Origin of the sequence: Mycobacterium intracellulare ATCC 13950, from assembly GCF_000277125.1 — a bacterium.
GTDB lineage: Bacteria > Actinomycetota > Actinomycetes > Mycobacteriales > Mycobacteriaceae > Mycobacterium > Mycobacterium intracellulare.
Map to the genome: position 1 here is coordinate 340,414 of NC_016946.1, position 24,667 is coordinate 365,080.

Below are 24,667 nucleotides of genomic sequence, written 5' to 3' on the forward strand. Positions count from 1 at the left end.
AGCTTCATTCGGATGACCGCTCCAGACGTCGCGGCGCAGTGACACCGTCGACCCTGCTGATCACCGGCGATGGTTTGCCACGCGGTGTGTCCGGCGCCGCCGACCCGCGCTTCGCCAACGTCGTCAAGCTGTTCTCCCAGCTGTTCCCCGGCCGCCGGTTCGGCGGGGGAGCCCTGAGCGTCTATGTCGACGGCGTGTCCGTCGTGGACGTCTGGACCGGGTGGTCGGACCGGGCCGGCACCCAGCGCTGGACCGCCGACACCGGCGCGATGGTGTTCTCGGCTACCAAGGGCATCGCGTCGACCGTGATACACCGGCTCGCCGACCGCGGCCTGCTGTCCTACGACGCGCCCGTCGCGCAATACTGGCCCGAGTTCGGCGCCAACGGGAAGGCCGAGATCACGGTCCGCGACGTCTTGCGGCACCGATCCGGGTTGTCGCACCTGCGGGGCGTCACCAAAACCGAGTTGATGGACCACCTGCTGATGGAGGAGCGGCTGGCGGCCGCGCCCGTCGATCATCTGCGCGGTGTGCAGGCCTACCACGCGCTCACCTACGGGTGGCTGTTGTCGGGTCTGGCCCGGGCGGTGACCGGTAAGGGGATGCGCGAGCTGATCCGCCAGGAGGTCGCCCGTCCGCTGGACACCGACGGGCTGCACCTGGGCCGCCCCCCGCAAGGTTCACCGACGACGGCCGCCGAAATCCTGATACCGCAGGGGCGGCTGCGTGCCCCGGTGTTCAACTTCATCGCGCCGCGACTGGCCGGCCTGCCCTTCTCCGGGGCGCTCGGCGCGATGTACTTCCCGGGCGTCATCTCGCTGATCAAGGGAGACACCCCGTTCCTGGACGGCGAGGTCCCGGCCGCCAACGGCGTGGTGACCGGGCGGGGACTGGCCAAGATGTTCGCCGCGCTGGCCAACGACGGCCGCATCGACGGCAAGAAGTTCCTGTCCGACGAGCTGGCACGGGGGCTCGCCGGGCAGGCGCGGCGGAAGTGGCCCGACGCAAACATGGTGGTGCCCATGCCTTTTCACCTCGGGTACCACGAGTCGCCGGTTCCCGGCCTGCTCCGCGGCTTCGGCCACGTCGGGCTGGGCGGAACGCTCGGCTGGGCCGACCCCGAGACCGGCAGCTCCTTCGGCTTCGTGCACAACCGGCTGCTGACGCCGCTGCTGTTCGACATGGGATCCTTTGCGGGCCTTGCGCGTCCGCTGCGCAACGCCATCGAGGCGGTCCGCGATCAGGAGCCGCTCGCGGTGCCGCCGCTGGGCGCGCGCTACGCCAAACCCGCCCGGCGGCGCAGCGCGGAGCTATGACCCGATGTGCGCGTTGCCGCGGGGCAGCGTCAGCGGGAGGTCTGCGTAGGTGGCGATGCCGGGTGCCGCGGCGACGACGGCGGGGATCGCGTTGATGGCCGGCATCGCGGTCATGATGTGGCCGAGGTCCATGAACTCTTCGATGGTGGTGGCTTCGAAGTAGGGCGGCGGCAGGAACCCCACCTTGGTGGTCACCGTGGGCTGCCCGTCGATCTGGATGACCCAGCCGTCCTGCTCGATCTTCCAGTCCGGATCGAGCGTCTGCCCCTTGCGCCACCGCACGTTCAGGTCGATCAGGGTCTGTCCGTTGACGATTCCCTGCCAGCTGATGTACGTGCCCGCGACGTGTCCCGCGGGGATGGTCCAGGACGCCATCACGAGGTCCTCGGTGGTCTGGGCGAACTCGGCGACGCAGCGCACCTCGTCGAGCTCGACGCCGAGGGCGTCGCCCACCAGCCGGACGGCCTCGCCGAAGATCGCCGTCCCCTTCGCCGCCATCGCCGGCAGGTCCGGATGGTCGATCGGCTGGCCGAAGCCCACCGGCTTCTCTGTCTCGGGCGAGTCATAGAACGTGGTGTCGGCGGCCTCGTTGACCGTGACCTTGTCGATCCGGTTGCACACCATCGCCGACACGATGGCCAGCAGCTCGGCGAAACCCGGGCTGACGCCGGACCCGAAGATCGTGGAGCCGCCCTTCTGGCAGGCCTCCGCGATGCGCTCGCGGTCGTCGCCGAGGTTCCCGCCGGTGATGAACGACGCGGTGGTCACCACGTTGACGCCCGCGGACAGGATGCGGACTAGCTCGTCGACGTCGAACCACATCGGGTTGTAGACCACGCAATCCGGCTTGAGGGCCAGGAGCTCGTCGACGTCGTTGGTGGCCGCGACGCCCACCGGCGCGATCCCGACGAGCTCACCGGCATCGCGCCCGACCTTGTCCTTCGACCAGGCGAAGCACCCGACCAATTCCAGCGTGGGGTTGGTGACGATCGACTTCAGCGAGCTCTTGCCGACGTTGCCGGTGTTCCACTGAACCACTCGATAGTTGTTTGGCACTCGCTCAGCATAGGGAATCGCGGGGGTTCTTAGTAGGCCTAATAGGAAGATTCGGCAGCCGACGTTGCCGCGGGAGGGTCGGTCGACCGAGGCCGCTAGTCCTCGTCGGCGGTTTGGTCGACGGTGTCGTCGACCGCGGTGCCGGCCCGAGTGCGCCTGCGCCGCATCCGGTGCGACCCCTTGCCCGTCGGGCGGCGGTTCTGCAACTTGGTCCGCGGCTCTTCGCTCTCCTCGGTCGCGTCGGCTACCGGCGCTACCTCGGTCTCGGCGGGCTCGTCGGGGGCTGCTTCGGCTGCTGCGTCGGTGGCCGCGTCCGTCTCGTCCGGCTCGCTCGCTTCGGCCTCTGTGGCCTCGTCGGCCTCTTCGGCCTCGTCGGCTTCGCCTGCTTCGTCGGCCTCCTCGCCCTTCTTGCGGCGGAGGCCCCCCTTCTTGGCCTTCTTGGGCTTTTTCGCCTTGATCGGTTTCGGCGGCGGCGGCGGCAACTCGGCGACAAAGGAGAGATAGAAGGCAAAGAAACCGAGCAACGCGATCGCGGCAGCCGCCCCGTAAATCCCGAACAACCACCGTCCGGCGACGTCCAGGCTCAGCCAGATCTCGCTGATCGCCGTCCCGACGATGAGCACACCGGCCAGCACGTGGGCCACGATCGAGGCGACCCGGATGGACAGCGCCATCTGCGGGGTGCCCAATTCCGGCTTGCGGGTGCGCAGCAGGGTGAACACCACCGGCAGCGCCGCGAGCGCGACAAGCGCGCCCGTCACGATGCGCAGCGCCGTCCCCAACGAATGCGCGGTGTCACCCATCAACTCAGGCCAGCGGGGCAAGACGAAGAAGAAGTAGAGGAAGCCGGCGGCGATCGTGAATGACGCGTGCCACAGGATGGCGACCTTGCGCCCCATAAGCCTCCTCATGCTGGGTTGGTTCGAGCCGGCCTGAGGGGACCGACTCGACACCAAACCGCTTTGTGCGTGTCCGCGGGGCGGACCGATGGCGGAGGATGCGGGATTTGAACCCGCGAGGGCTGTTAACCCAACCCGCGTTCCAGGCGAGCGCCATAGGCCACTAGGCGAATCCTCCGTGGCCATGGTAACCGAGGGCCAGACCGCGTTCGCCGGTTGCTCCGGGGAAGGTACTAGACTCTCGGTGGACCCCGCGCGGCGTCTATCCTGTGAACTCCCCCAGGGCCGGAAGGCAGCAAGGGTCAATGGGCTCTGTCGGGTGCGCGGGGTCCCCTAGGTTAAACGGGTGCCGACCCGCTGCGCCCGGCTCCGCCGCGCTTGCGATCGCCACAGGATTCGATTGAGTGGCGACCCGCTGCGCCCGGCTGGCCGCGCTTGCGATCGCCACCTCCCCGCCTTGATAGCGAAAGGGTCCATGGTGTCGCTGGAGTCCCTCGGCCCTGCCGAGCTTGCCGCCGCACACGCTCGCCACCAGCAGGATTACGCCGATTTGCAGGCCAAAAAGCTGGCCCTGGACCTGACCCGCGGCAAGCCGGCGCCCGCCCAGCTCGACCTGTCCAACCAGCTGCTGAGCCTGCCCGGCGACGACTACCGCGACGGCGAGGGCACCGACACCCGCAACTACGGCGGCCTGCACGGCCTGCCGGAGCTGCGAACCATCTTCGGTGAGCTGCTCGGCATCCCGGTGCAGAACCTGATCGCGGGAAACAACTCCAGCCTGGAACTGATGCACGACCTCGTCGCGTTCTCGATGCTCTACGGCGGCGTGGATTCGCAGCGGCCCTGGAAGGACGAGGCCAGCGTCAAGTTCCTATGCCCCGTCCCCGGCTATGACCGGCACTTCGCCATCACCGAGACGATGGGCATCGAGATGATCGGTGTCCCAATGCTGTCCGACGGGCCCGACGTCGACCTGATCGAGGAACTGGTCGCCGCGGACCCCGCCATCAAGGGCATGTGGACCGTGCCGGTGTTCGGCAACCCCACCGGGGTCACCTACTCCTGGGACACGGTGCTGCGGCTCGTCCAGATGCGGACCGCCGCACCCGATTTCCGGTTGTTCTGGGACAACGCGTACGCCGTGCACACCCTGACCCACGACTTCGTCCGGCAGGTCGACGTCCTCGGCCTGGCGGCGGCGGCCGGCAATCCCAACCGCCCGTACGTGTTTGCGTCGACGTCCAAGATCACCTTCGCCGGCGCCGGCGTGAGCTTTTTGGGCGGATCGCTGGGCAACATCGCCTGGTATCTGCAGTACGCGGGGAAGAAGTCGATCGGACCGGACAAGATCAACCAGCTGCGGCACCTGCGCTTCTTCCGCGACGCCGACGGGGTGCGCCTGCACATGCTGCGGCACCAGCAGATCCTGGCGCCGAAGTTCGCGCTGGCGGCCGAGATCCTGGATCAGCGGCTCAGCGATTCCAAGATCGCCTCGTGGACCGACCCCAAGGGCGGCTACTTCATCAGCCTCGACGTCTTGCCCGGCACGGCGAAGCGGACCGTCGCGCTGGCCAAGGACGCGGGGATCGCGGTGACCGAGGCGGGTGCGTCGTTCCCGTACCGCAAGGATCCGAACGACACGAACATCCGGATCGCGCCGACCTTCCCGTCGCTTCCGGATCTGCGCGACGCGGTCGACGGCCTGGCCACCTGCGCGCTGCTGGCGGCCTCGGAGTCGTTGCTGGCCCGCGATCGAGTGTGAACCGACGACCCTGCCGCGCCCGCATCGTCGTCGGACGACGCCGGTAGCCTGCTGACCGTGGCCCTCTACCGCAAGTACCGTCCGGCAACCTTCGCCGAAGTGGTGGGGCAGGAGCACGTCACCGAGCCGCTGTCGATCGCGCTGGAGGCCGGCCGGATCAACCACGCGTACCTGTTCTCGGGTCCGCGCGGCTGCGGCAAGACCTCCTCGGCGCGGATCCTCGCCCGGTCGCTGAACTGCGCCCAGGGGCCGACGGCCACCCCCTGCGGGGTCTGCGACTCGTGCCAGGCCCTGGCGCCCAACGCGCCCGGCAGCATCGACGTCGTCGAGCTCGACGCCGCCAGCCACGGCGGTGTCGACGACACCCGCGAGCTACGCGACCGCGCGTTCTACGCGCCGGCGCAGTCGCGCTACCGGGTGTTCATCGTCGACGAGGCGCACATGGTGACCACCGCGGGGTTCAACGCGCTGCTCAAGATCGTGGAGGAACCCCCCGAGCACCTCATCTTCATCTTCGCCACCACCGAGCCGGAGAAGGTGCTGCCGACGATCCGGTCGCGCACCCATCACTACCCGTTCCGGCTGTTGCCGCCGAAGACCATGCGGGCGTTGATCGGCCGGATCTGCGAGCAGGAGGGCGTCGTCGTCGACGACGCGGTCTACCCGCTGGTGATCCGCGCCGGCGGCGGCTCGCCCCGCGACACCCTGTCGGTGCTCGACCAGCTGGTGGCCGGCGCCGAGGGCGCCCACGTGACCTACCAGCGGGCCCTGGGCCTGCTGGGGGCCACCGACATGGCGTTGATCGACGACGCCGTGGACGCTCTGGCCGCCGCCGATGCCGCGGCGCTGTTCGGGGCGGTGGAGTCGGTGATCGACGCGGGCCACGACCCCCGGCGTTTCGCCACCGATCTGCTGGAGCGGTTCCGCGACCTGATCCTGCTGCAGGCCGTCCCGGACGCGGCGGCCCGCGGCGTGGTGGACGGACCGGAGGACGTGCTGGAGCGGATGCGCGACCAGTCGACCCGGCTCGGGACGGCGACCCTGACCCGCTACGCCGAGGTGGTGCAGGCGGGGCTGGGGGAGATGCGGGGCGCGACGGCGCCGCGCCTGTTGCTCGAGGTCGTGTGCGCGCGGCTGCTGTTGCCCTCGGCCAGCGACACCGAAGCCGCGCTGCTGCAACGCGTCGAGCGGATCGAGACCCGGCTGGACATGTCCATTCCCGGCTCGGAGGCCACCGCGGGCCGGCCGGCCGAGCCCGCCGACCGGCCGGTCCGCTTCACCCGACCGTCCGCGGCTGCCCCCAAGCCCGAGCCGAAGCCCGAACCAAAGCCCGAGCCGAAGCCCGAGCCAAAGCCCGAGCCGAAGGCCGAGCCCGCGCCGGCACCCGAGCCTCCTCCGGCGCCCGCCCCCGCCCCCTCGCCGGCGGCCGAAACATCCTCTGCGCCCGGCGAACTCAACGCCGCAGCGGTGCGCAGCATGTGGTCGACCGTGCGCGACAAGGTCCGTCAGCGCAGCCGCACCACCGAGGTGATGCTGGCCGGCGCCATCGTCCGGGCGATCGAGGACAACACGTTGGTGCTGAGCCACGAATCGGCGCCGCTGGCCAAGCGGCTGTGCGAACAGCGCAACGCCGACGTCATCGCCGAGGCGCTCAAGGACGCGCTGGGAGTCAACTGGCGAGTGCGGTGCGAGGCCGGCACGCCGGCGCAGGCCGCGGCCAACCCGCTGACACCGCAGCCCGAAGAGCCTGCCCCCGAACCGGATTCGGCCCGGCGGGCCGAGGAAGAACACCTGCTCGCCGAGGCCGTCCGCGACCAGCCGTCGGGCCCGCGCCGCGACCCGGAAGAGGTCGCGCTCGAACTGCTCCAGAACGAGCTCGGCGCGCGCCGCATCGACAACGGCTGAGCGTCAGACCGTCAGGCCGTCCACCACGGCCGCAGCGGCAGGTCGTCGTCGCCCCGCGCGTCGGTCTTGGCCGCCAGCACGTGATGCAGCTGAAGGTTGTTCTGCTCGAACGCAACCCGTGACGCCGCCATGTACAGGCCCCAGACCTTCGCGGTCGGCAGGCCGACCTCGCTGACCGCGGCGTCCCAGTTCTCGACCAGATTCCGGCACCAGTCGCGCAGCGTCATCGCGTAGTGGTGGCGGAAGTTCTCCGCGTGCAGCACCTCGAAGCCGCAGTCCTGGACGTCGCAGGTGAGGCGGCCCGAGCCGGTCAGCTCCCCGTCCGGGAAGACATAGCGATCGGTGAATCCGCCCGCGAACGACGTCGACGTGTTGTCGTGGCGGGTGATGCAGTGATTGAGCAGCAGGCCGCCGGTGCGCAGCTTCGACTTCAAGAAGCCGAAGTAGGCGGGGTAATTCTTGACGCCGATGTGCTCGGTCAGCCCGATCGAGGACACGGCGTCGAACGCCGCCTCGCCCACGTCCCGATAGTCGGTGTGGCGCACCTCGGCCAGGTCCGCAAGGCCTTCCTCGGCGATCGCCTTCTGCGCCCACTTCGCCTGTTCGGCCGACAGGGTGGCGCCGGTGGCCCGGACGCCGCGCCGGGCCGCGTAGCGCACCATGCCGCCCCAGCCGCAGCCGACGTCGAGCAGCCGGTCGCCGGCCTTCAGCCGCAGCTTCTCGAAGATCAGCCGGTACTTGTTCTCCTGCGCCTGTTCGAGTGTCGCGTCGGCATCGGGATACACCGCGCAGGTGTAGGTCATCGACGGCCCCAACACCAATTCGTAGAAGGTGTTGGACACGTCGTAGTGGTGGTGGATGGCCTCGGCGTCGCGGGTCCTCGTGTGCATCAGCCCGTCGGCGATGCGCCGCCACCTTGGCAGCGCCTCCTGCGGGGGCGGCGCAACCGGCAGCAACCGCTCGAACCCCAGCGACCGCACGACGTTGGCCAGCACCCGCACCGGGGGCCGCTTGAATTCCACCCGATCGGTGAGCGTCTTGAGCAGTTGGTACGGGTCGCCCGGATGAACGCCGTACGCCTGCAGGTCGCCCGACACGTAGGCGCGGGCGAGGCCGAGTTCGCCGGGGGCGGTCGCCAGATAGGTGGCGCCGCGGGGGCTGCGAAGGTCCAGGCCCAGTTCGGCGTCCTCGTTGCCGGCGATGCTGCCGTCGTAGGCGGTGAACTTCAGCGGATGTCGGCCGGTGGCGGCGAAGACCTCCAGGATCTCTGCCATGCTCAGTTTCCCGTGCGACGTGCGGTGGGGTTCCTTGGTAGTCGTCATCGCCGTTGCACCGCCTTTGCGTAGAGGTCGAGTAAACGAGAATCGGGGTCGTAGGTTTTCTTGACGGTGTTGTAGGCCTCGCCGCCGTACAGCTCGTCGAAGTCCTCGCGGGAGTAGAAGGAATCGGAGTACAGGGACTTGTGCCCGTCGAGTTCGCTCACCTTTTCTTCGATCATCCGGTTGGCGGCGCCCTCGGTCGCGCCCCCCGGCACCGACGACCAGAAGCCGACGTTGACGTACGTGTGATCCGGCCGCATCGGGTACAACGGCCAGCCGTCGCGGTCGCGAAGGCGCAACGGGCACAACCAGATTGGCGTGATTGGCACGTTGTCCAGGAACCACTCCAGGAAGTCGCAGGTCCGTTCGATTGGAATCTCGATGTCTTGCACCACCCGTTCGCGTGGGGGCCGCCCGTTGCGCGCCTCGATGCGGTCGGAGATCCCGAAGCGCCGGTCCAGGGAAATCAGCTTCCAGTAGAAGCTGCTGCGCCGATAACGGCGCGGCCAGAAGCGTCGCACCCGCGGGTCCTGCACGCCGAACGCGCGCGAGCACCAGAACCAATCGGTGTCCCAGCGCCAGAAGTAGTCGTGGATGGTCAGCCGGTCATCCTTGGTCGCATCCATGCCCGGGGCGTCGTGCCGGATGGACTGGTAGTAGATGTCCTTGCCGGTGTAGTCGCTGACCGGGCCGGGGGTGGTGGTCCGCCGGCCCACGCACAGGTAGCTTTCGTCGGCGCTGAAGACCACCCCGTCGAGGTAGTCGACCGGGGTTCCGCCCTGCCCGCCGGTGTCGACGATGCGTTCGGCCGCGGCGATCAGCGCGGGCAGCGAGCGGAAGCGGATGTGGCGCAGCGCGACGAACGGTGCGACGGGTTCCAGCTCGATCCGAAGCCGGGTCGAATACCCCAGTGTCCCATAGGAATTCGGGAAGGCGCGGAACAGGTCCGGGTGCTGGGTACGTGATGCGGTGAGCAAATCGCCAGCGCCGGTGAGGATATCCATCTCCAGCACCGATTCGTGCGGCAGCCCGTTGCGAAACGACGCCGACTCGATCCCCAGGCCGCTGACCGCCCCGCCGAGGGTGATGGTCTTCAGCTGCGGGACGACCAGCGGCGACAGGCCGTAGGGCAGCGTTGCGGCGACCAGGTCCGCGTAGGTGCACATGCCGGCGACGTCCGCGGTGCGGGTTTCGGGATCCACGCTCAGGACGCCGGTCAGCCCCGAGGTGTCCAAGCCGGGCGCGTCACGTTTGGTGCGGGCGCGGAACAGGTTTGACGTCGGTTTGGCCAGCCGGACCGCGGACGTTGCGGGAATGGATCGATAGCTTGCCAGCAGCCGGTCAACGCCCGACTTGTGGGCCGAGAGTGCAGATCCAAGGACAGGCACCACATATACCCTAGTCTTCGACAACAGCCCGTGCATCCGTCGCGAGCGGCGGCGCCGGGGAATTCATCACGAGGAGGGGTCGCCTTGGGACAGGTGAGCGCCGACAGCACCATCTTGATCAATGCCGAGCCTGCGGCGACCCTGGCCGCCGTCGCGGATTATCAGACGGTGCGTCCGAAAATTCTCTCGCCGCAGTACAGCGACTACCAGGTGCTGCAGGGCGGGCAGGGGGCGGGCACGGTCGCCAAGTGGAGGCTGCAGGCCACCAGATCACGCGTCCGCGACGTGCAGGTCAACGTGGACGTGGCCGGGCACACCGTCATCGAGAAGGACGCCAACTCGACCATGGTGATCAACTGGACGGTGGCGCCCGCCGGGCCGGGCTCCAGCGTCACCGTGAAGACCACCTGGACCGGCGCGGGCGGCGTCAAGGGCTTCTTCGAAAAGACCTTTGCGCCCTTGGGGCTGAAGAGGATTCAGGGCGAGGTGCTGGCCAACCTGAAGAAGGAACTCGAAGGCTAGCGCCGGGCGGGCGATCAGCGCGCCTGGCCCTGCGAGGCCAGGAAACCCGCGACGCCGCGGACCATCGCGTCGGCGTATTTCTGCCGGCCTTCCGCGGACTGCATCAGCGCCGAGTCCGCGGGGTTCTTCATGTTGCCGCACTCGACCAGAACCGACGGGTACTGCGCGAGGTTCAGGCCGGCGAGGTCCGAGCGTCCGTACAGCCCGTTCTGCCCGATGTAGTTGGCCGGCGGGATGCCCGACGCCTGCATCTGGTCGCGCATGATGCGGGCGTACTGCACCGAAGGCCCGGCCTGCGCCTGGTTGAGCGGCGGCGCCGAATAGTTGACGTGGAACCCGCGCCCGGACGGCGGGCCGCCGTCGGCGTGGATGGACAGGATCGCGTTGGGGTGCAGCGCGTTGGCCATGCTGGCGCGCTCGTCGACGCAGGGCCCCAGCCCGGTGTCGTTGGCGCGTGCCAGGGCGGTCCGCACTCCCAGCGCGGTCAACTCGGCGCGGACCCGCAGCGCGGTGTCCCAGGTGAAGGTGTGCTCCTGATAGCCGGCGGCGGACGCCGTCCCGCTGGCCTGGCAGTCCTTGGTGCCGCCGCGGCCGGTGGGCACCTGCCGGCTGATCGACGCGTCGTTGGAGCCGTTGTGACCCGGATCGATGAAAACCACCATGCCGGCGATGTTGGAGGGAACCCCCCACGCGGCCGGGGTGATCGCCGTCGAGGCGGCAACGAGCGCGCCGACCGCCAATTTGATCCCGACACGTCTGCTCAGTCGTAGGTCCACGGCGCAAAGGTAACGGCGCGCGGTTTACGCTGGGTGTTCCGAATCGCCGGAGACTCACGAGCGAAATCAAGTCGAGACCAAGATGCGAGGGGACTGTCATGCAACCCGGAGGCGATATGTCGGCGCTGCTGGCCCAGGCGCAGCAGATGCAGCAAAAGCTCATGGAGGCCCAGCAGCAGCTGGCGAACGCTGAGGTGCATGGTCAAGCCGGTGGGGGTTTGGTCAGCGTCGTCGTCAAGGGCAGCGGCGAGGTGGTCGCCGTGAAGATCGATCCCTCCGTCGTCGACCCGTCGGACGTCGAGACCCTGCAGGACTTGATCGTCGGCGCCATGGCCGACGCGTCCAAGCAGGTCACCCGGATGGCGCAGGAGCGGCTCGGGTCGCTGGCCGGTGGGTTCGGGCCGCCGCCGGGGCAACCGCCCGCGCCGGCGCCGGGGATTTAGATCCCGCCCTGACATGTTCGAAGGACCCGTCCAGGATTTGATCGACGAGCTGGGCAAGCTGCCCGGCATCGGGCCCAAGAGCGCCCAGCGCATCGCCTTCCACCTGCTGTCGGTTGAGCCGCCGGACATCGACCGGCTGACCGCGGTGCTGGCCAAGGTGCGCGACGGCGTGCGGTTCTGTGCGGTGTGCGGCAACGTCTCCGACAACGAACGGTGCCGGATCTGCGCCGATCCGCGGCGGGACGGGTCGCAGGTTTGCGTCGTCGAGGAACCGAAGGACGTGCAGGCCGTCGAGCGCACCCGCGAATTCCGCGGCCGCTATCACGTGCTGGGCGGGGCGCTCGATCCGCTGTCCGGGGTGGGGCCCGACCAGCTGCGGATCCGCGAGCTGCTGAGCCGGATCGGGGAGCGGGTCGACGACGTCGACATCACCGAGGTGATCATCGCCACCGACCCGAACACCGAGGGCGAGGCGACGGCCACCTACCTGGTGCGGATGCTGCGTGACATCCCCGGCCTGACCGTGACGCGGATCGCCTCCGGGCTGCCGATGGGCGGTGACCTGGAGTTCGCCGACGAGCTGACGCTCGGCCGCGCGCTGGCCGGCCGCCGGGCCATGGTCTGACGTTCGTCAGGCCTTGCTCAATTGGAACGACCTGGTAAAGGTCCTGCCCACCTCCGGGCCGCACGCGTCCGTCGTCGTCTGCTGGCCCTCGCCGGCGAGCGACACGGCGTCGAAGCTGTAGTTGACGGTCACCGGAGCGGACGCGCCGTTCGGGCACGGCGCCTGGGACGTGCCGCTGTGCGTCCACCGCCCGTCGGCGAGGTGGAACTCCCAGCTGATGACGAACGTCCCGCCATCCTGGGAGGTCGCCAGGGTGCAGTCCGACCCGCACGGGACGAACAGCCAGGCGGTCGGCTTGTCGTTGTCCGCGTAGAGCACGTTGTACCGGCCGTTGAGCACTTCCGGGCTGGCGTGCGACGGCGCCGACGACGCGACGAACGCGGCGACCAGTGCGGCACCGGCGGCCAGTCTCGGGCGGATCTTCGTCATCTCGGCAACCCCCTAGCGCGCCGCTAACCGCTCGCGGCGCAGCAGGTCCACTTCCGGCATCGGCAGCGGCGGCAGCTCACCGACCACCGAACCCAGCAGCAGGTCGGCCAGCTGCGGGTTGCGGGCCAGGCACGGCCCGTGCATGTACGTCGCGATCACGCTGCCCTGCACCGCGCCGTCGAATCCGTCCCCGGACCGGTTGCCGGCGCCCTTGACCACCGCGCCCAGCGGCGACGCCGACGGGCCCAGCACGGTGCCCCCGCGGTGGTTCTCGAACCCGGTGAGGCGCTCGGTCAGGCCCGCCAACAGCGGCCTGGTCGCCAGCTCGCCGATGGTGCGCGCCGCTTGCGGCGACGTCGTCGCGTCCAGCATGCCCACGCCGTCCACGCGTTCCCCGGCCGAGGTCTCGTACCAGTGCCCGAGCACCTGGACGGCCGCGCAGATCGCCAGCACCGGCGCGCCGCGTTCCGCGGCGCGCTGCAGGCCCGGGTGCTTGATCAGGTGACGGGTGGCCAGCCGTTGCGCATAATCCTCGGCCCCGCCCAGCGTGTAGAGGTCCAACGACTCCGGCACCGGGTCGGCCAGGGTGATCTCGACGATCTCGGCGGGGATGCCGCGCAGCAGTAGCCGCTGGCGCAACACCAGGGCGTTGCCGCCGTCGCCGTAGGTGCCCATCACGTCGGGCAGGACCAGCCCGATCCGCACCGTCGAGTCAGCCACGGCGCGCCAACGCTCGTTGCAGCTGGAGGAACGCGGTGTAATTGGCGACAACCTCAACCCGCCCGGGTGGGCACGACGCGATCGCGGCGACGGTGTCGTGCACCAAGGTGTGCTCGACCCCCGCGTAGCCGAGGCGCACCGCGAGGTCGGTGCCGCGCTCGCCGGCGGCCACGACTTCCGTCTGCTCGAAGTGTTCGAAACGCACGTCCCACAACCACGACAGGTCCTCCCCGTCAGGCACCTGGCCGTTGACGGAGATGACGACCCCGGCGGCGCGCTTGTCCACCATCGACAGCGCCTCCTGCCAGCCTGCCGGATTCTTGGCCAGCAGCATCCGCACCTCGTGCTCGCCGACGCGGACGGTCCGGTAGCGCCCCGCGACCTCGTCGACGGACGAGACGGCCGCGACCGCCGCCGCCGGATCCGCGCCCAGGGCGACCGCGGCGGCCACGGCCTGGGCGGCGTTGCCCCGGTTCACCGCGCCCGGCAGCGTCAACCGCATCGGCAGGGACAACCCGTCCGGGCCGTGCAGCGTGTGATCGTCGAACCACCACTGCGGGCTGGGCCGCTTGAAGTCGGCGCCGGTGGAGAACCAGTGGCCGCGCTCGCGGACGATGACCTCGCCGCTGCGCGGGCAGCTCACCGAGTCGTTCGACCACGAACCCCCGGCGGCCACCCACACCACGTTGGGGCTGTCGTAGGCGGCCGACGTCATCAGCACGTCGTCGCAGTTGGCCACCACCACCGCGTTCGGGTGTCGGGCCAGGCCCGCGCGCAGGGTTCGTTCGATGACGTTGATCTCGCCGACCCGGTCCAGCTGGTCGCGCGACAGGTTGAGCAGCACGACGACGCTGGGCTCGACGGCGTCGGAAACGTGGGGGACGTGCATTTCGTCGACTTCCAGCGCGGCCAGGGACGCCTGCCGGTTGGCGGCCAGCGCCGCCACCAGGCCGGCGTCCATGTTGGCGCCCTCGGCGTTGGTGGCGACCGGGCCCAGCGTCGCCAGCGCGGCCGACGTCATCCGGGTGGTGGTCGATTTGCCGTTGGTGCCGGTAACGACGACCGTGCGCCGCCCGGCGGCGAGCTGCCGGAGAACCGAGCGGTCCAGCGTCATCGCGATCAGCCCGCCGATCATCGCGCCGGCCCCGCGGCCGGTCACCCGCGACGCCCAGCGCGCGCTCGCTCCCGCGGCGAGGGCCAGGCGGGCGCGGGTGGTGACCACCCGGGAAGTTTAAATGTGTGCGGCCCGCGTTGGATTCCCGCACCGATTTCCCACCCGACACGGCGCCGCGTGACACCGATGATGTCGGTCGGCCGTGCCATCCTCAGTGCATGAGCGCGGTGTGCTGGGGGCGGCCTGCCAGCGAGCCGGACGCGGGCTGGGCCGTGATCGACGTCGAAACCTCGGGTTTCCGGCCAGGTCAGGCGCGGATCATCAGCCTCGCGGTGCTCGGTCTGGACGCCGACGGCGAGGTCGAACAGTCGGTGGTGAGCCTGCTCAACCCCGGCGTCGATCCGGGGCCCACTCACGTGCACGGTCTGACCGCCGCCATGCTGGAAGACCAACCGCAGTTCGCCGACATCGCTCCAGACGTGATCGACGTGCTGCGCGGCCGCACGCTGGTGGCCCACAACGTGGCGTTCGACTACGCCTTTCTTGCGGCCGAGGCCGAACTCGCCGACATCGAACTTCCCGTCGACTCGGTGATGTGCACGGTCGAGCTGGCCCGGCGGCTGGACCTCGGCGTCGACAACCTGCGGCTGGAGACGCTGGCGGCGCATTGGAGCGTGACCCAGGAGCGCCCCCACGACGCCTTCGACGACGCCATGGTGCTGACCGGAGTGCTGGCCTCGGCGCTCAAGCTGGCCCGCGACGGCGACGTCTGGCTGCCGGTGCATCCGGTGACCCGGCGCCGCTGGCCGAACGGCCGGGTGACCCACGACGAGCTGCGGCCGCTGAAGGTGCTGGCCTCCCGGATGCCCTGCCCGTATCTCAACCCCGGCCCCTACGTGGGCGGGCGGCCCCTCGTCCAGGGCATGCGGGTGGCGCTGGCCGCCGAGGTCGGCCGCACCCACGAGGAACTCGTCGAGCGGATCCTGCACGCCGGTCTGGCCTACAGCGAGGCCGTCGACCGGGAGACCTCGCTGGTGGTCTGCAACGACCCCGCGCCCGAGCAGGGCAAGGGCTATCTGGCCCGGAAGTTGGGGGTGCCGGTGATCTCCGACGCGACCTTCATGGACTGCGTCCGAGCCGTCATCGGCGGCACCAGCATGGATGAATTCGCCGACACCACCAACTCCGACCCGCAGCTCGCGCTCTTCTGATCAGGCGCGAGTCTGATCAGGCGCGAGCCGCGCGGTTGACCGCCGACACGACCGCACGCAGCGACGCTGTGGTGATCGACGGCGCGATGCCGACACCCCACACCGTGCGAGCGCCCACCGGACCCGATGGGTGCCGACCCGCTTCGCCCGGCTCCGCCGCGCTCGCGATCGACACCGGATCCGATGGGTGCCGACCCGCTTCGCCCGGCTCCGCCGCGCTCGCGATCGACACCGGACCCGATGGGCGCCGACCCGCTTCGCCCGGCTCCGCCGCGCTCGCGATCGACACCGGACCCGATGGGCGCCGACCCGCTTCGCCCGGCTCCGCCGCGCTCGCGATCGACACCGACGCCTCCACGTAGGCCGCGGCCTGCGCGTCGTCACCGGAACTCATCGCGTGCTCGGAGTAATCCAGCACGGCCACGTCGAATCCGACATCGCCCAGCGCGTGGACGAACGCGGCCAGCGGGCCGTTGCCGGACCCACTGATCTCGGTCTCCACCCCGTTGATCTTGACGGTCGCGGCGATGCTGGTGACGCCGCTGTCCTCCTCCGAAGCGTCGACCCGCTGCTTCACCCGCTCCAGCGGCCACACCGGGGCCAGATACTCCTCGGAGAACGCGTCCCACATCTCCTTCGGCGAGACCTCGCCGCCCTCGCCGTCGGTGATCTTCTGCACCACCTGGGAGAACTCGATCTGCAGCCGCCGCGGCAGGGCCAGGCCGTGATCGGCCTTCATGATGTAGGCCACCCCGCCCTTGCCGGACTGCGAGTTGACCCGGATCACCGCCTCGTAGGTGCGCCCGACATCCTTGGGGTCGATCGGCAGATACGGCACCTGCCAGAGCATGTCCTCGACGTCGGTGTCCGCGGCATCCGCGTCGACCTTCATCTGGTCCAGGCCCTTGTTGATGGCGTCCTGGTGGCTACCGGAGAACGCGGTGTAGACCAGGTCACCGCCGTAGGGGTGGCGCTCGTGGACCGGCAGCTGGTTGCAGTACTCCACCGTGCGGCGGATCTCGTCGATGTTGGAGAAGTCGATCTGCGGGTCCACGCCGCGCGAGAACAGGTTCAGCCCCAGCGTCACCAGGCAGACGTTGCCGGTGCGCTCACCGTTGCCGAACAGGCAGCCCTCGATCCGGTCGGCACCCGCCTGGTAGCCCAATTCCGCTGCGGCAACGGCGGTTCCGCGGTCGTTGTGAGGATGCAGGCTCAGGATGACCGATTCCCGGTTGGCCAGGTTGCGGCTCATCCACTCGATCGAATCGGCGTAGACGTTCGGGGTGGCCATCTCCACGGTGGCGGGCAGGTTGAAGATGATCGGGTTTTCCGGTGTGGGCCCGATGATTTCGCCGACGGCGTCGCACACCTGCTTGGCGTACTCCAGCTCGGTTCCGGTGTAGGACTCCGGCGAATACTCGAACCGCCACCGCGTGCCCGGGTACTTGGCGGCCTCCTCGACGCACTTGCGGGCGCCCGCGGTCGCGATGTCTTGCACCGCGGCCTTCTCGGCGCGAAATACGACGCGGCGCTGCAGGATTGACGTCGAGTTGTAGAAGTGCACGATGGCCTGCGGCGCGCCCTGGCACGCCTCGAACGTGCGCTCGATCAGTTCCGGCCGGCACTGGGTCAGCACCTGGATGGTGACGTCGTCGGGGATGGCGCCGTCGGTGATGATCTCGCGGACGAAGTCGAAGTCGGTTTGGCTGGCCGACGGGAACCCGACCTCGATCTCCTTGTAGCCCATGCGGACCAGCAGATCGAACATGCGGCGCTTGCGGGCCGGGCTCATCGGGTCGATCAGCGCCTGGTTGCCGTCGCGCAGGTCCACCGCGCACCACAGCGGCGCGCTGGTGATGACCCGGTCGGGCCAGGTGCGATCGGCGAGCCGGATCGGCTCGACCTCTTCGGCGAAGGGCCGGTACCGGCTGACCGGCATCGACGAGCCGCGCTGGGGGTTCCATGCGGGCTGCCCGGGCCCCGGCGGGCCCGCGGGTTTGACGATGCTGCGTGTCGAGCTGAATGCGTCGGAATTGGAAGTCACGGTAATTGCTCCGGGGATATCAGAAGGAACCTCAGACCGGCGCATCGCGAACACCCGCGACGGGAAGCCGGTCTGGATCAGACCCCGTCGCGGCGTCCGAGGAGGAGCACCCGCTGCACGTCCTGCACTTTACCGCTTTTAGCGCGTTGGTAAAAATGGCGCCGAGACCGCAGCGAATCCGCGCTCCGGGCGACCGGGTATCGCGACGTAAATCACCATGCGGCGGCACGTATTCTGTTGTGGACTTATCCCCGAAATTGCAGTGCCCAGGGCCGGAGAGGCAGGGAAAAACGTGGCGCTCGTCGTGCAGAAGTACGGCGGATCCTCAGTGGCGAACGCCGATCGGATCCGGCGCGTGGCCGAGCGCATCGTCGCTACCAAGAAGCAGGGCAACGACGTCGTCGTCGTCGTCTCCGCCATGGGTGATACCACCGACGACCTGATGGACCTGGCCCAGCAGGTGTGCCCGGCCCCGCCGCCGCGCGAACTCGACATGCTGCTGACCGCCGGTGAGCGCATCTCCAATGCCCTGGTCGCGATGGCCATCGAATCGCTCGGTGCGCAGGCCCGCTCGTTCACGGGTTCGCAGGCCGGCGTGATCACCACCGGTACCCACGGCAACGCCAAGATCATCGACGTCACGCCGGGGCGGCTGCAGGCCGCGCTCGACGAGGGACGCGTCGTGCTGGTGGCCGGGTTCCAGGGCGTCAGCCAGGACACCCGGGACGTCACCACGCTGGGCCGCGGCGGCTCGGACACCACCGCGGTGGCGCTGGCCGCGGCGCTGCGCGCCGACGTCTGCGAGATCTACACCGACGTCGACGGCATCTTCAGCGCCGACCCCAGGATCGTGCACAACGCCCGCAAGCTGGACACGGTCACCTTCGAAGAAATGCTCGAGATGGCGGCTTGCGGCGCCAAGGTTTTGATGCTGCGCTGCGTGGAATACGCGCGCCGCTACAACATTCCGGTGCACGTCCGATCCTCGTATTCGGAAAACCCAGGCACCGTCGTCGTCGGATCGATCAAGGACATAGCCATGGAAGACCCCATCCTGACCGGAGTCGCGCACGACCGCAGCGAGGCCAAGGTGACCGTCGTCGGCATCCCCGACATCCCCGGATATGCCGCCCGCGTCTTCCGGGCGCTCGCCGACGCCGACGTGAACATCGACATGGTGTTGCAGAACGTCTCCAAGGTCGAGGACGGCAAGACCGACATCACCTTCACCTGCTCGCGCGACAGCGGGCCCACCGCGGTGGCCAAGCTCGACGCGCTCAAGGACGAGATCGGGTTCAGCCAGCTGCTCTACGACGACCACGTCGGCAAGGTGTCGCTGATCGGGGCGGGCATGCGCAGCCACCCCGGGGTCACCGCCACCTTCTGCGAGTCCCTGGCCGAGGTGGGCGTCAACATCGAGCTGATCTCCACCTCCGAGATCCGCATCTCGGTGCTGTGCCGCGACACGGAACTGGACAAGGCCGTCGTGGCGTTGCACGAGGCGTTCGGGCTCGGCGGCGAGGAGTCGGCGACGGTGTATGCGGGGACGGGTAGATAGATGGTTGCCATCGGTGTGGTGGGCGCCACCGGCCAGGTCGGCCAGGTGATGCGCAGGTTGCTCGACGAGCGGGACTTCCCCGCGACGTCGGTGCGGTTCTTCGCGTCGGCGCGCTCGCAGGGCCGCAAGTTGGAGTTCCGCGGCCAGGAGATCGAGGTCGAAGACGCCGCAACGGCCGACCCCAGCGGGCTGGACATCGCGTTGTTCTCCGCCGGCAAGACGATGTCGCTGGTGCAGGCGCCGCGGTTCGCCGCGGCCGGGGTGACGGTGATCGACAACTCGTCGGCCTGGCGCAAGGACCCCGACGTGCCGCTGGTGGTCTCCGAGGTGAACTTCGCCCGCGATGCCGCCAACCGGCCGAAGGGCATCATCGCCAACCCGAACTGCACGACCATGGCCGCAATGCCGGTGCTCAAGGTGCTGCACGACGAGGCCGGCCTGCAACGGCTGGTGGTGTCGAGCTATCAGGCGGTCTCCGGCAGCGGGATCGCCGGAGTCCAGGAGCTGTCCACGCAGGCCCGCGCGGTCGTCGACGACGCCGAGCAGCTGGTGCAGGACGGCGGCGCCGTGCAGTTCCCGGCGCCCAAGACCTACGTGGCGCCCATCGCCTTCAACGTCGTGCCGCTGGCCGGATCGTTGGAGGACGACGGGTCCGGCGAGACCGACGAGGACCAGAAGCTGCGCCACGAGAGCCGCAAGATCCTCGGCATCCCCGACCTGGCGGTCAGCGGCACCTGCGTGCGAGTGCCGGTGTTCACCGGGCACTCGCTGTCGATCAACGCCGAGTTCGCGCGGCCGCTGTCGCCGCAGCGCGCCCGCGAGCTGCTCGACGGCGCGCCCGGCGTCAAGGTGGTCGACGTGCCGACCCCGTTGGCGGCCGCCGGCGCCGACGAATCCCTCGTCGGCCGGATCCGGCAGGATCCGGGGGTGCCCGACGGCCGCGGCCTGGCCCTGTTCGTCTCGGGAGACAACCTGCGCAAGGGGGCGGCGCTGAACACCATCCAGATCGCCGAGTTACTCGCCGCCGAGTTGTGAATCCGCGAGTGAGTTCCGCGACGCGGTTCTCGCTACTTGTGGCATCTTTGCTTGCGCCGCAATGGTTTTGGGCCGCGCATGCCGATCCGCCGGCGCCCGCCCCGGAACCAATCCTGCAGCCGCTGGCGCCCGGTCAGGTGCTGCGGATCGGTCCGACCGCCGGAACCGGAACTCCCACAGGCGATTACGGCATCGGCGCGACCGACCTGTGTGAATTCGTCGAATTCCCCACCGAACTGCTGCAGGTCTGCGGCGACAGCTTCGCCGGCCAGGGCGTCGGGTTCGGCGGCTGGTATGCGCCCGTCGCGCTGCACGTCGACACCGCGTCGGTCGACGACCCGGCCGGGGTGCGCTACACCGGCGTCACCGGGATAGCCCACCCGCTGCTGGCCGACCCCGCTCCGCCGGATTCCTCGCAACTGCCCGCCGGGGTGGTGCAGATCAACCGGCGCAACTACCTGATGGTGACGACGACGAAGGACCTGGAGCCGCAGAGCTCCCGGCTGGTGACCGCCGAACCGGCGCGCGCGGGCTGGCAGACGATCCCGGGTTCGAAGCGGCCCGCCTCGTATCAAGGCGGCTCGCAGACGCAGATCAGCGGGTATTACGACCCGATCCCGACCCCGGAATCGCCGAGCGGATGGGTGTACATCGTGGCCGACAGCTTCACCCGTCGGGACCCCGTGGTCCTGTATCGCGCCACACCGCAAACGTTCACCGACCGGTCCCGCTGGCAGGGCTGGGCGGCCGGCGCGAGCGGGGGGTGGGGCAAGCCGCCGACACCGCTGTGGCCGGACGCGGTGGGCGAGATGTGCATCAGGCAGATCGACGGCAAGGCCGTGTTGTCCTACTTCAATGCCGTCACGGGCAACATGGAGGTCCGGGTGGCCGACGACCCGACGGCGCTGGGTGACGCGCCGGTCACCACGGTGGTGCAGCACGACGAGTGGCCGGAGCCCGCGGAAAGCCTGCCGCCGCCGTACGACAACCGGCTCGCGCAACCGTACGGCGGCTACATCTCGCCCGGTTCCACGCTGGACGAGCTGCGAATCTTCGTGAGCCAGTGGGACACCCGCGCGCGAGTGGCCGCGCCGTACCGGGTCATCCAGTTCGCGGTCAATCCGTTCAAGCCCGAGTAGGCGCTTCGCCCGCTGAGCGGCGGCGATGGTTCACAGCTCCTACATAAGTAGCGCATAGCCGCCACTACTGTTAACGGCTTCATCATTTGTCTCATGAGTGAAACACCTGAAACCCCCACCGTGCGGACCTCCACCGCAACTGCACCGGCCGCCGCTGCAGCGGCCTATCGGGCCCCGCGGGTCTTCCAACTCGCCGCGTGGGTCGCCATCGTCGCCGGGATCGTGTTCATCGTCGCGGTCATCTTCTTCACCGGCTTCATCCTCGGCCACCGCGGCGGCCATCACGGCCATCACCACCACAAGCACCACCACCACGCGATGCTGCATCACCGCGGCCCCGGCGGGCCCGGTGGACCGGGCGGCGGCACCCAGGGCGGCCCGGGCGCACCCACGGGCCCGGGCGCGACCACCGCGCCCGCCAGTCCGTCGCCCGTGCGGCCCAGCGGCATGGCCCCGGGACAGCTCCCGGCGTCGATCTTCCACTCCGCGGCGGCCTCGCACGCAGCGCCGGGGCAGGCCCCCAGCGTCATTGTGCTGACCAACTAAAACCCCCAACCCACTCGTGGCCCGGCGCTCTCATCGAGCGTCGGGCCACGTCTCGATTCCAGGCAATTTGCCGCCGGGGCCTGTTCCGGACATCGCGTGCGGGGCAATATGGCATGGCATGAGCGAGACACCCGAACCGCAAGCCGAGCCGACCCCCGCCGCCGCGACCACTCCGCCCGCGCCGCCACCGCCGCCGCGGGTCAAGCCGCCGCGGCTCTACACGGCGGCAGCCTGGGTGGTGATCGTCGCGGGCATCGTGTTCATCCTCTCCTCGGTGTTCTTCGTCGGCGCCTTCATTTGGAAGCACCACTACCACTGCCACCATCACCACGGCATGTTCCACCCGGGCGGCCCCGGCCCGGGCAACGGGCCGTGGGGACCCGGCCCCGGGCCGGGCAATGGCCCCTGGGGACCCGGTCCCGGTGGTCCCGGATCGTGGTACGGCGGCCCCGGTGGTCCCGGGCCCGACAATGGGCCCTGGGGGCCCGGTCCCGGCGGCCCCGGTTTGATCGTTCCGATGCCCCCGGGCGGCCCGGGCGGGCCCGGCGGTCCCGTCTCCGGCCCCGGCATCAGCGGACCCGGTCAGCCGACGGCCGTCAGCCCGGCTCCCGGCTCGCCGGCGCCGCGCCCCTGACGCGGTCGCGAAACGCTTGGCGCACAAGGCCGGCGCTTGACGGGGGCTGACCGAACGTCGGGGCGTTTGGCATGATCGCCTCATGACCATGCGGGCCACGCAGGTGCACCGCGCCGTACTCACCGTCGGGTTCGCGGTGGCGGGCACCGTCGCGCCCGCAGTCGCCGCCGCGCACCCGTCGGAGCCGGGCGTGGTGAACTACGCCGTCCTGGGCAAGGGGTCGGTCGGCAACATCGTCGGCGGACCCATGGGCTGGGAGTCGGTGTTCACCCAGCCCGGACAGGGCCCCTGGGTGGACCTCCCGGAGTGCAACAACTGGGCGGACATCGGGCTGTCCGAGGTCTACGACGATCCCGATCTGGCGTCGTTCAACGGGGCCGTCACGCAGACGTCGGCGAATGATCAAACGCACCTGGTCAAGCAGGCGGTCGGGGTGTTCGCCACCCCGGACGCCGCGGCCCGGGCATTTCATCGGGTGGTGGATCGAACGGTCGGCTGTTCCGGTCAGACGACCGCGATACACCTGGACAACGGCAGCACGCAGGTGTGGTCCTTCGACGGCGGGCCGGCCGGGCCCGCCGACGAGAACTGGACCAAGCAGGAGGCGGGCACCGATCGGCGCTGCTTCGATCAAACCAGGCTGCGCGAAAACGTGTTGCTGCAGGCGAAAGTGTGTCAGCCCGGCAACGCCGGGCCCGCCGTGAACGTGCTAGCTGGGGCGATGCAGAACGCGCTGGGTCAGTAGCGCAGCGATCGGGTATCCGTCCTTGCCGTCTGGCCATCAGCGCGGGAGGGGAATATGTCGGGGGCGTCTGATAGATGAAGCACTAGACGAAGTAGTGCCGGATATCGTTCGATTAGCTGCGCAGGGAAGCGGTCCGCAGGTGCGTGTTCAGCCTTCGCCGGGCCCGAAGGGATCGTGATATGACGTTCGCCCCGATCACTGCGGCGGCTCCGCGGTCGACCGGCGCCGACCCCGCCCCGGAGCTGAAAATCGCCGAGCTCACCGACTCCACGGCCGTCGCGCAATACATCGCCGACGGCTGCCTGGTGGACGCCCCGCTGGGACGGGTGGGTCTGGAACTCGAGGCCCACTGCCACGACCCGGCCGCCCCGCACCGCAGACCCGGCTGGGACGAAATCGCCGCGGTGCTCGACGGGCTCCCCGCCCTGCCGGGCGGCAGCAGGATCACCGTGGAACCCGGTGGCGCGGTCGAACTCTCCGGGCCGCCGGCCGACGGCGTCCTGCCCGCGATCGAGGCCATGCGACGGGACCAGGCCGTGCTCCAGCCGGCGTTTGCCGAGGCCGGCCTGGGCCTGGTCTTCCTCGGCGCCGACCCGCTGCGACCCCCCCAGCGCATCAACCCCGGCGCCCGCTACCGCGCCATGGAAAGGTTCTTCGCCACCAGCCGCTCCGGGGAAGCGGGCGCGGCGATGATGACGTCCACCGCATCGATCCAGGTCAACGTCGACGCCGGGCCGCGCGAGGGCTGGGCGGCTCGGGTTCGGCTGGCGCATGCCTTGGGGCCCACCATGATTGCGATCACGGCCAACTCGCCGATGCTGGGCGGCGACTTCACCGGCTGGGTCTCCAGCCGGCAACGGGTGTGGGGGCAGATGGATTCCGCGCGCTGCGGACCCATCCTGGGCGCCAGCGGCGATGACCCGGGCACCGACTGGGGGCGCTACGCGCTCAAGGCCCCGGTGATGCTGGTGCACACGCCGGGCGCCGAGGCGGTCACGCAGTGGGTGCCCTTTGCCGACTGGGTCGACGGCCGGGTGTTGCTCGGTGATCGCCGCCCCAGCATCGCCGATCTCGAATACCACCTGACGACCTTGTTCCCGCCGGTCCGCCCCCGGCAGTGGCTGGAAATCCGCTACCTGGACAGCGTCCCGGACGCGTTGTGGCCCGCGGTGGTGTTCACCCTGGTGGCGCTGCTCGATGACCCGACCGCGGCCGACGCCGCGGCCGAGGCCGTCGCACCGGTGGCCACCGCCTGGGACATCGCGGCCCGGCTCGGGCTGCGTGACCGGCGGCTCTACGCGGCCGCCAACGCGTGCGTGGCCATCGCGGCCGAAAGGGCTCCGGCCGAAGTCGGCGACGCGATGCAGCGGCTGGTCGACCTCGTCGAACAGGGCCGGTGTCCCGGCGACGATTTCGCCGACCGGGTGATCGAACACGGCGTCACCGCCGAGGTGTCGCGGGCGGCGCGAGGGGGACTGTGA

General features: G+C 69.7%; 23 protein-coding genes, 1 tRNA gene and 1 other RNA gene. 15 read left to right on the forward strand and 10 right to left on the reverse strand.

From position 1 onward, the window contains the following. Positions 1 to 38 precede the first annotated feature (38 nt). The gene (gene lipL / locus OCU_RS26655) at positions 39 to 1,316 is read left to right on the forward strand and encodes an esterase/beta-lactamase LipL (RefSeq protein WP_014378907.1); all 1,278 of its coding nucleotides are present in this window, start codon (positions 39 to 41) and stop codon (positions 1,314 to 1,316) included. Here lipL and OCU_RS26660 read toward each other — a convergent pair. The 3 genes from OCU_RS26660 to OCU_RS26670 all read right to left on the reverse strand — a co-directional run bounded on the left by OCU_RS26660 (position 1,311) and on the right by OCU_RS26670 (position 3,449). Further along, positions 1,311 to 2,372, reverse strand: coding sequence for an NAD(P)H-dependent amine dehydrogenase family protein (locus tag OCU_RS26660; protein ID WP_038534831.1), 1,062 nt, complete (start codon positions 2,370 to 2,372; stop codon positions 1,311 to 1,313). The two genes, lipL and OCU_RS26660, sit on opposite strands and share 6 nt — an antisense overlap. A gap of 95 nt (positions 2,373 to 2,467) precedes the next feature. Continuing rightward, complete coding sequence (locus OCU_RS26665; RefSeq protein ID WP_014378909.1) at positions 2,468 to 3,271, reverse strand: hypothetical protein; 804 nt, start codon at positions 3,269 to 3,271, stop codon at positions 2,468 to 2,470. An 89-nt stretch (positions 3,272 to 3,360) separates the two neighbouring features. Beyond that, positions 3,361 to 3,449 (reverse strand) — tRNA-Ser (locus OCU_RS26670). 64 nt (positions 3,450 to 3,513) lie between these two features. On the opposite strand from OCU_RS26670, the gene ffs reads away from it, so the two are divergent. From ffs to OCU_RS26680, 3 genes are all read left to right on the forward strand, one after another. Next, positions 3,514 to 3,610, forward strand: an RNA gene (gene ffs / locus OCU_RS50070) — signal recognition particle sRNA small type. 139 nt (positions 3,611 to 3,749) lie between these two features. Continuing rightward, a complete protein-coding gene (locus OCU_RS26675; protein WP_085981095.1) occupies positions 3,750 to 5,033 on the forward strand; it encodes an aminotransferase class I/II-fold pyridoxal phosphate-dependent enzyme in 1,284 nt (427 codons plus the stop codon). 57 nt (positions 5,034 to 5,090) lie between these two features. Further along, positions 5,091 to 6,938: a DNA polymerase III subunits gamma/tau gene (locus OCU_RS26680; RefSeq protein WP_014378911.1), complete on the forward strand. Its 1,848-nt coding sequence runs from the start codon at positions 5,091 to 5,093 to the stop codon at positions 6,936 to 6,938. 11 nt (positions 6,939 to 6,949) lie between these two features. On the opposite strand, the gene OCU_RS26685 is transcribed toward OCU_RS26680, so the two are convergent. Together OCU_RS26685 and OCU_RS26690 are read right to left on the reverse strand one after the other, a co-directional pair. Next, positions 6,950 to 8,260 (reverse strand): class I SAM-dependent methyltransferase, encoded by a 1,311-nt coding sequence (locus tag OCU_RS26685; protein ID WP_009952023.1) that lies wholly within the window; start codon positions 8,258 to 8,260, stop codon positions 6,950 to 6,952. Then, positions 8,257 to 9,648 (reverse strand): FAD-binding oxidoreductase, encoded by a 1,392-nt coding sequence (locus tag OCU_RS26690; RefSeq protein WP_179960098.1) that lies wholly within the window; start codon positions 9,646 to 9,648, stop codon positions 8,257 to 8,259. Before OCU_RS26690 ends, OCU_RS26685 begins: the two co-directional genes overlap by 4 nt. Before the next feature lie 81 nt (positions 9,649 to 9,729). On the opposite strand from OCU_RS26690, the gene OCU_RS26695 reads away from it, so the two are divergent. Then, complete coding sequence (locus OCU_RS26695; RefSeq protein WP_008263240.1) at positions 9,730 to 10,167, forward strand: SRPBCC family protein; 438 nt, start codon at positions 9,730 to 9,732, stop codon at positions 10,165 to 10,167. Between the two features lie 14 nt (positions 10,168 to 10,181). On the opposite strand, the gene OCU_RS26700 is transcribed toward OCU_RS26695, so the two are convergent. Continuing rightward, complete coding sequence (locus OCU_RS26700) at positions 10,182 to 10,943, reverse strand: Rv3717 family N-acetylmuramoyl-L-alanine amidase (RefSeq protein ID WP_009952026.1); 762 nt, start codon at positions 10,941 to 10,943, stop codon at positions 10,182 to 10,184. Positions 10,944 to 11,041: 98 nt separating this feature from the next. On the opposite strand from OCU_RS26700, the gene OCU_RS26705 reads away from it, so the two are divergent. Both OCU_RS26705 and recR read left to right on the forward strand, forming a co-directional pair. Then, positions 11,042 to 11,386, forward strand: a complete 345-nt coding sequence (locus tag OCU_RS26705; RefSeq protein WP_026071056.1) for a YbaB/EbfC family nucleoid-associated protein — start codon at positions 11,042 to 11,044, stop codon at positions 11,384 to 11,386. 13 nt (positions 11,387 to 11,399) lie between these two features. After that, the gene (gene recR, locus OCU_RS26710) at positions 11,400 to 12,011 is read left to right on the forward strand and encodes a recombination mediator RecR (RefSeq protein ID WP_008263246.1); all 612 of its coding nucleotides are present in this window, start codon (positions 11,400 to 11,402) and stop codon (positions 12,009 to 12,011) included. Between the two features lie 6 nt (positions 12,012 to 12,017). Here recR and OCU_RS26715 read toward each other — a convergent pair whose 3' ends face one another. The 3 genes from OCU_RS26715 to OCU_RS26725 are packed head-to-tail and all read right to left on the reverse strand — an operon-like array spanning position 12,018 to position 14,382. After that, positions 12,018 to 12,440 (reverse strand): hypothetical protein, encoded by a 423-nt coding sequence (locus OCU_RS26715; protein WP_009952028.1) that lies wholly within the window; start codon positions 12,438 to 12,440, stop codon positions 12,018 to 12,020. A gap of 12 nt (positions 12,441 to 12,452) precedes the next feature. After that, the gene (locus OCU_RS26720; RefSeq protein ID WP_231119542.1) at positions 12,453 to 13,115 is read right to left on the reverse strand and encodes a type 1 glutamine amidotransferase; all 663 of its coding nucleotides are present in this window, start codon (positions 13,113 to 13,115) and stop codon (positions 12,453 to 12,455) included. 37 nt (positions 13,116 to 13,152) lie between these two features. Continuing rightward, on the reverse strand, positions 13,153 to 14,382 hold the full coding sequence (locus OCU_RS26725; protein WP_009952031.1) for a Mur ligase family protein: 1,230 nt from the start codon (positions 14,380 to 14,382) through the stop codon (positions 13,153 to 13,155). A gap of 110 nt (positions 14,383 to 14,492) precedes the next feature. Between OCU_RS26725 and OCU_RS26730 the strand changes: the two genes are divergently transcribed. Then, entirely contained in the window at positions 14,493 to 15,485 is a 993-nt protein-coding gene (locus OCU_RS26730; RefSeq protein WP_008263256.1) for a DEDDh family exonuclease, read from the forward strand. Between the two features lie 16 nt (positions 15,486 to 15,501). On the opposite strand, the gene leuA is transcribed toward OCU_RS26730, so the two are convergent. Next, complete coding sequence (gene leuA / locus OCU_RS26735) at positions 15,502 to 17,574, reverse strand: 2-isopropylmalate synthase (RefSeq protein WP_080587955.1); 2,073 nt, start codon at positions 17,572 to 17,574, stop codon at positions 15,502 to 15,504. Positions 17,575 to 17,821: 247 nt separating this feature from the next. Between leuA and OCU_RS26740 the strand changes: the two genes are divergently transcribed. The 7 genes from OCU_RS26740 (at position 17,822) to egtA (ending at position 24,667) form a co-directional block, all read left to right on the forward strand. Beyond that, positions 17,822 to 19,087 (forward strand): aspartate kinase, encoded by a 1,266-nt coding sequence (locus OCU_RS26740; RefSeq protein ID WP_008263260.1) that lies wholly within the window; start codon positions 17,822 to 17,824, stop codon positions 19,085 to 19,087. Further along, on the forward strand, positions 19,088 to 20,122 hold the full coding sequence (locus OCU_RS26745; protein ID WP_009952034.1) for an aspartate-semialdehyde dehydrogenase: 1,035 nt from the start codon (positions 19,088 to 19,090) through the stop codon (positions 20,120 to 20,122). 8 nt (positions 20,123 to 20,130) lie between these two features. Next, entirely contained in the window at positions 20,131 to 21,261 is a 1,131-nt protein-coding gene (locus OCU_RS26750) for a DUF4185 domain-containing protein (RefSeq protein ID WP_029383897.1), read from the forward strand. 120 nt (positions 21,262 to 21,381) lie between these two features. Next, on the forward strand, positions 21,382 to 21,807 hold the full coding sequence (locus OCU_RS26755; protein WP_008263265.1) for a hypothetical protein: 426 nt from the start codon (positions 21,382 to 21,384) through the stop codon (positions 21,805 to 21,807). Positions 21,808 to 21,925: 118 nt separating this feature from the next. After that, on the forward strand, positions 21,926 to 22,441 hold the full coding sequence (locus OCU_RS26760) for a hypothetical protein (RefSeq protein WP_008263266.1): 516 nt from the start codon (positions 21,926 to 21,928) through the stop codon (positions 22,439 to 22,441). An 82-nt stretch (positions 22,442 to 22,523) separates the two neighbouring features. Continuing rightward, positions 22,524 to 23,186 (forward strand): sensor domain-containing protein, encoded by a 663-nt coding sequence (locus OCU_RS26765; RefSeq protein WP_009955083.1) that lies wholly within the window; start codon positions 22,524 to 22,526, stop codon positions 23,184 to 23,186. A gap of 179 nt (positions 23,187 to 23,365) precedes the next feature. Beyond that, entirely contained in the window at positions 23,366 to 24,667 is a 1,302-nt protein-coding gene (gene egtA / locus OCU_RS26770; RefSeq protein WP_009955084.1) for an ergothioneine biosynthesis glutamate--cysteine ligase EgtA, read from the forward strand.

Excerpts from the sequence above, each read along its gene's own strand:
- OCU_RS26665 (WP_014378909.1), bottom strand. The coding sequence starts at position 3,271 with ATGGGGCGCAAGGTCGCCATCCTGTGGCACGCGTCATTCACGATCGCC.
- OCU_RS26720 (WP_231119542.1), bottom strand. The coding sequence starts at position 13,115 with ATGGGCACCTACGGCGACGGCGGCAACGCCCTGGTGTTGCGCCAGCGG.
- OCU_RS26745 (WP_009952034.1), top strand. The coding sequence starts at position 19,088 with ATGGTTGCCATCGGTGTGGTGGGCGCCACCGGCCAGGTCGGCCAGGTG.
- OCU_RS26685 (WP_009952023.1), bottom strand. The coding sequence starts at position 8,260 with ATGACGACTACCAAGGAACCCCACCGCACGTCGCACGGGAAACTGAGC.
- OCU_RS26715 (WP_009952028.1), bottom strand. The coding sequence starts at position 12,440 with ATGACGAAGATCCGCCCGAGACTGGCCGCCGGTGCCGCACTGGTCGCC.
- OCU_RS26730 (WP_008263256.1), top strand. The coding sequence starts at position 14,493 with ATGAGCGCGGTGTGCTGGGGGCGGCCTGCCAGCGAGCCGGACGCGGGC.
- OCU_RS26705 (WP_026071056.1), top strand. The coding sequence starts at position 11,042 with ATGCAACCCGGAGGCGATATGTCGGCGCTGCTGGCCCAGGCGCAGCAG.
- OCU_RS26760 (WP_008263266.1), top strand. The coding sequence starts at position 21,926 with ATGAGCGAGACACCCGAACCGCAAGCCGAGCCGACCCCCGCCGCCGCG.
- leuA (WP_080587955.1), bottom strand. The coding sequence starts at position 17,574 with ATGCGCCGGTCTGAGGTTCCTTCTGATATCCCCGGAGCAATTACCGTG.
- egtA (WP_009955084.1), top strand. The coding sequence starts at position 23,366 with ATGACGTTCGCCCCGATCACTGCGGCGGCTCCGCGGTCGACCGGCGCC.
- OCU_RS26765 (WP_009955083.1), top strand. The coding sequence starts at position 22,524 with ATGACCATGCGGGCCACGCAGGTGCACCGCGCCGTACTCACCGTCGGG.
- recR (WP_008263246.1), top strand. The coding sequence starts at position 11,400 with ATGTTCGAAGGACCCGTCCAGGATTTGATCGACGAGCTGGGCAAGCTG.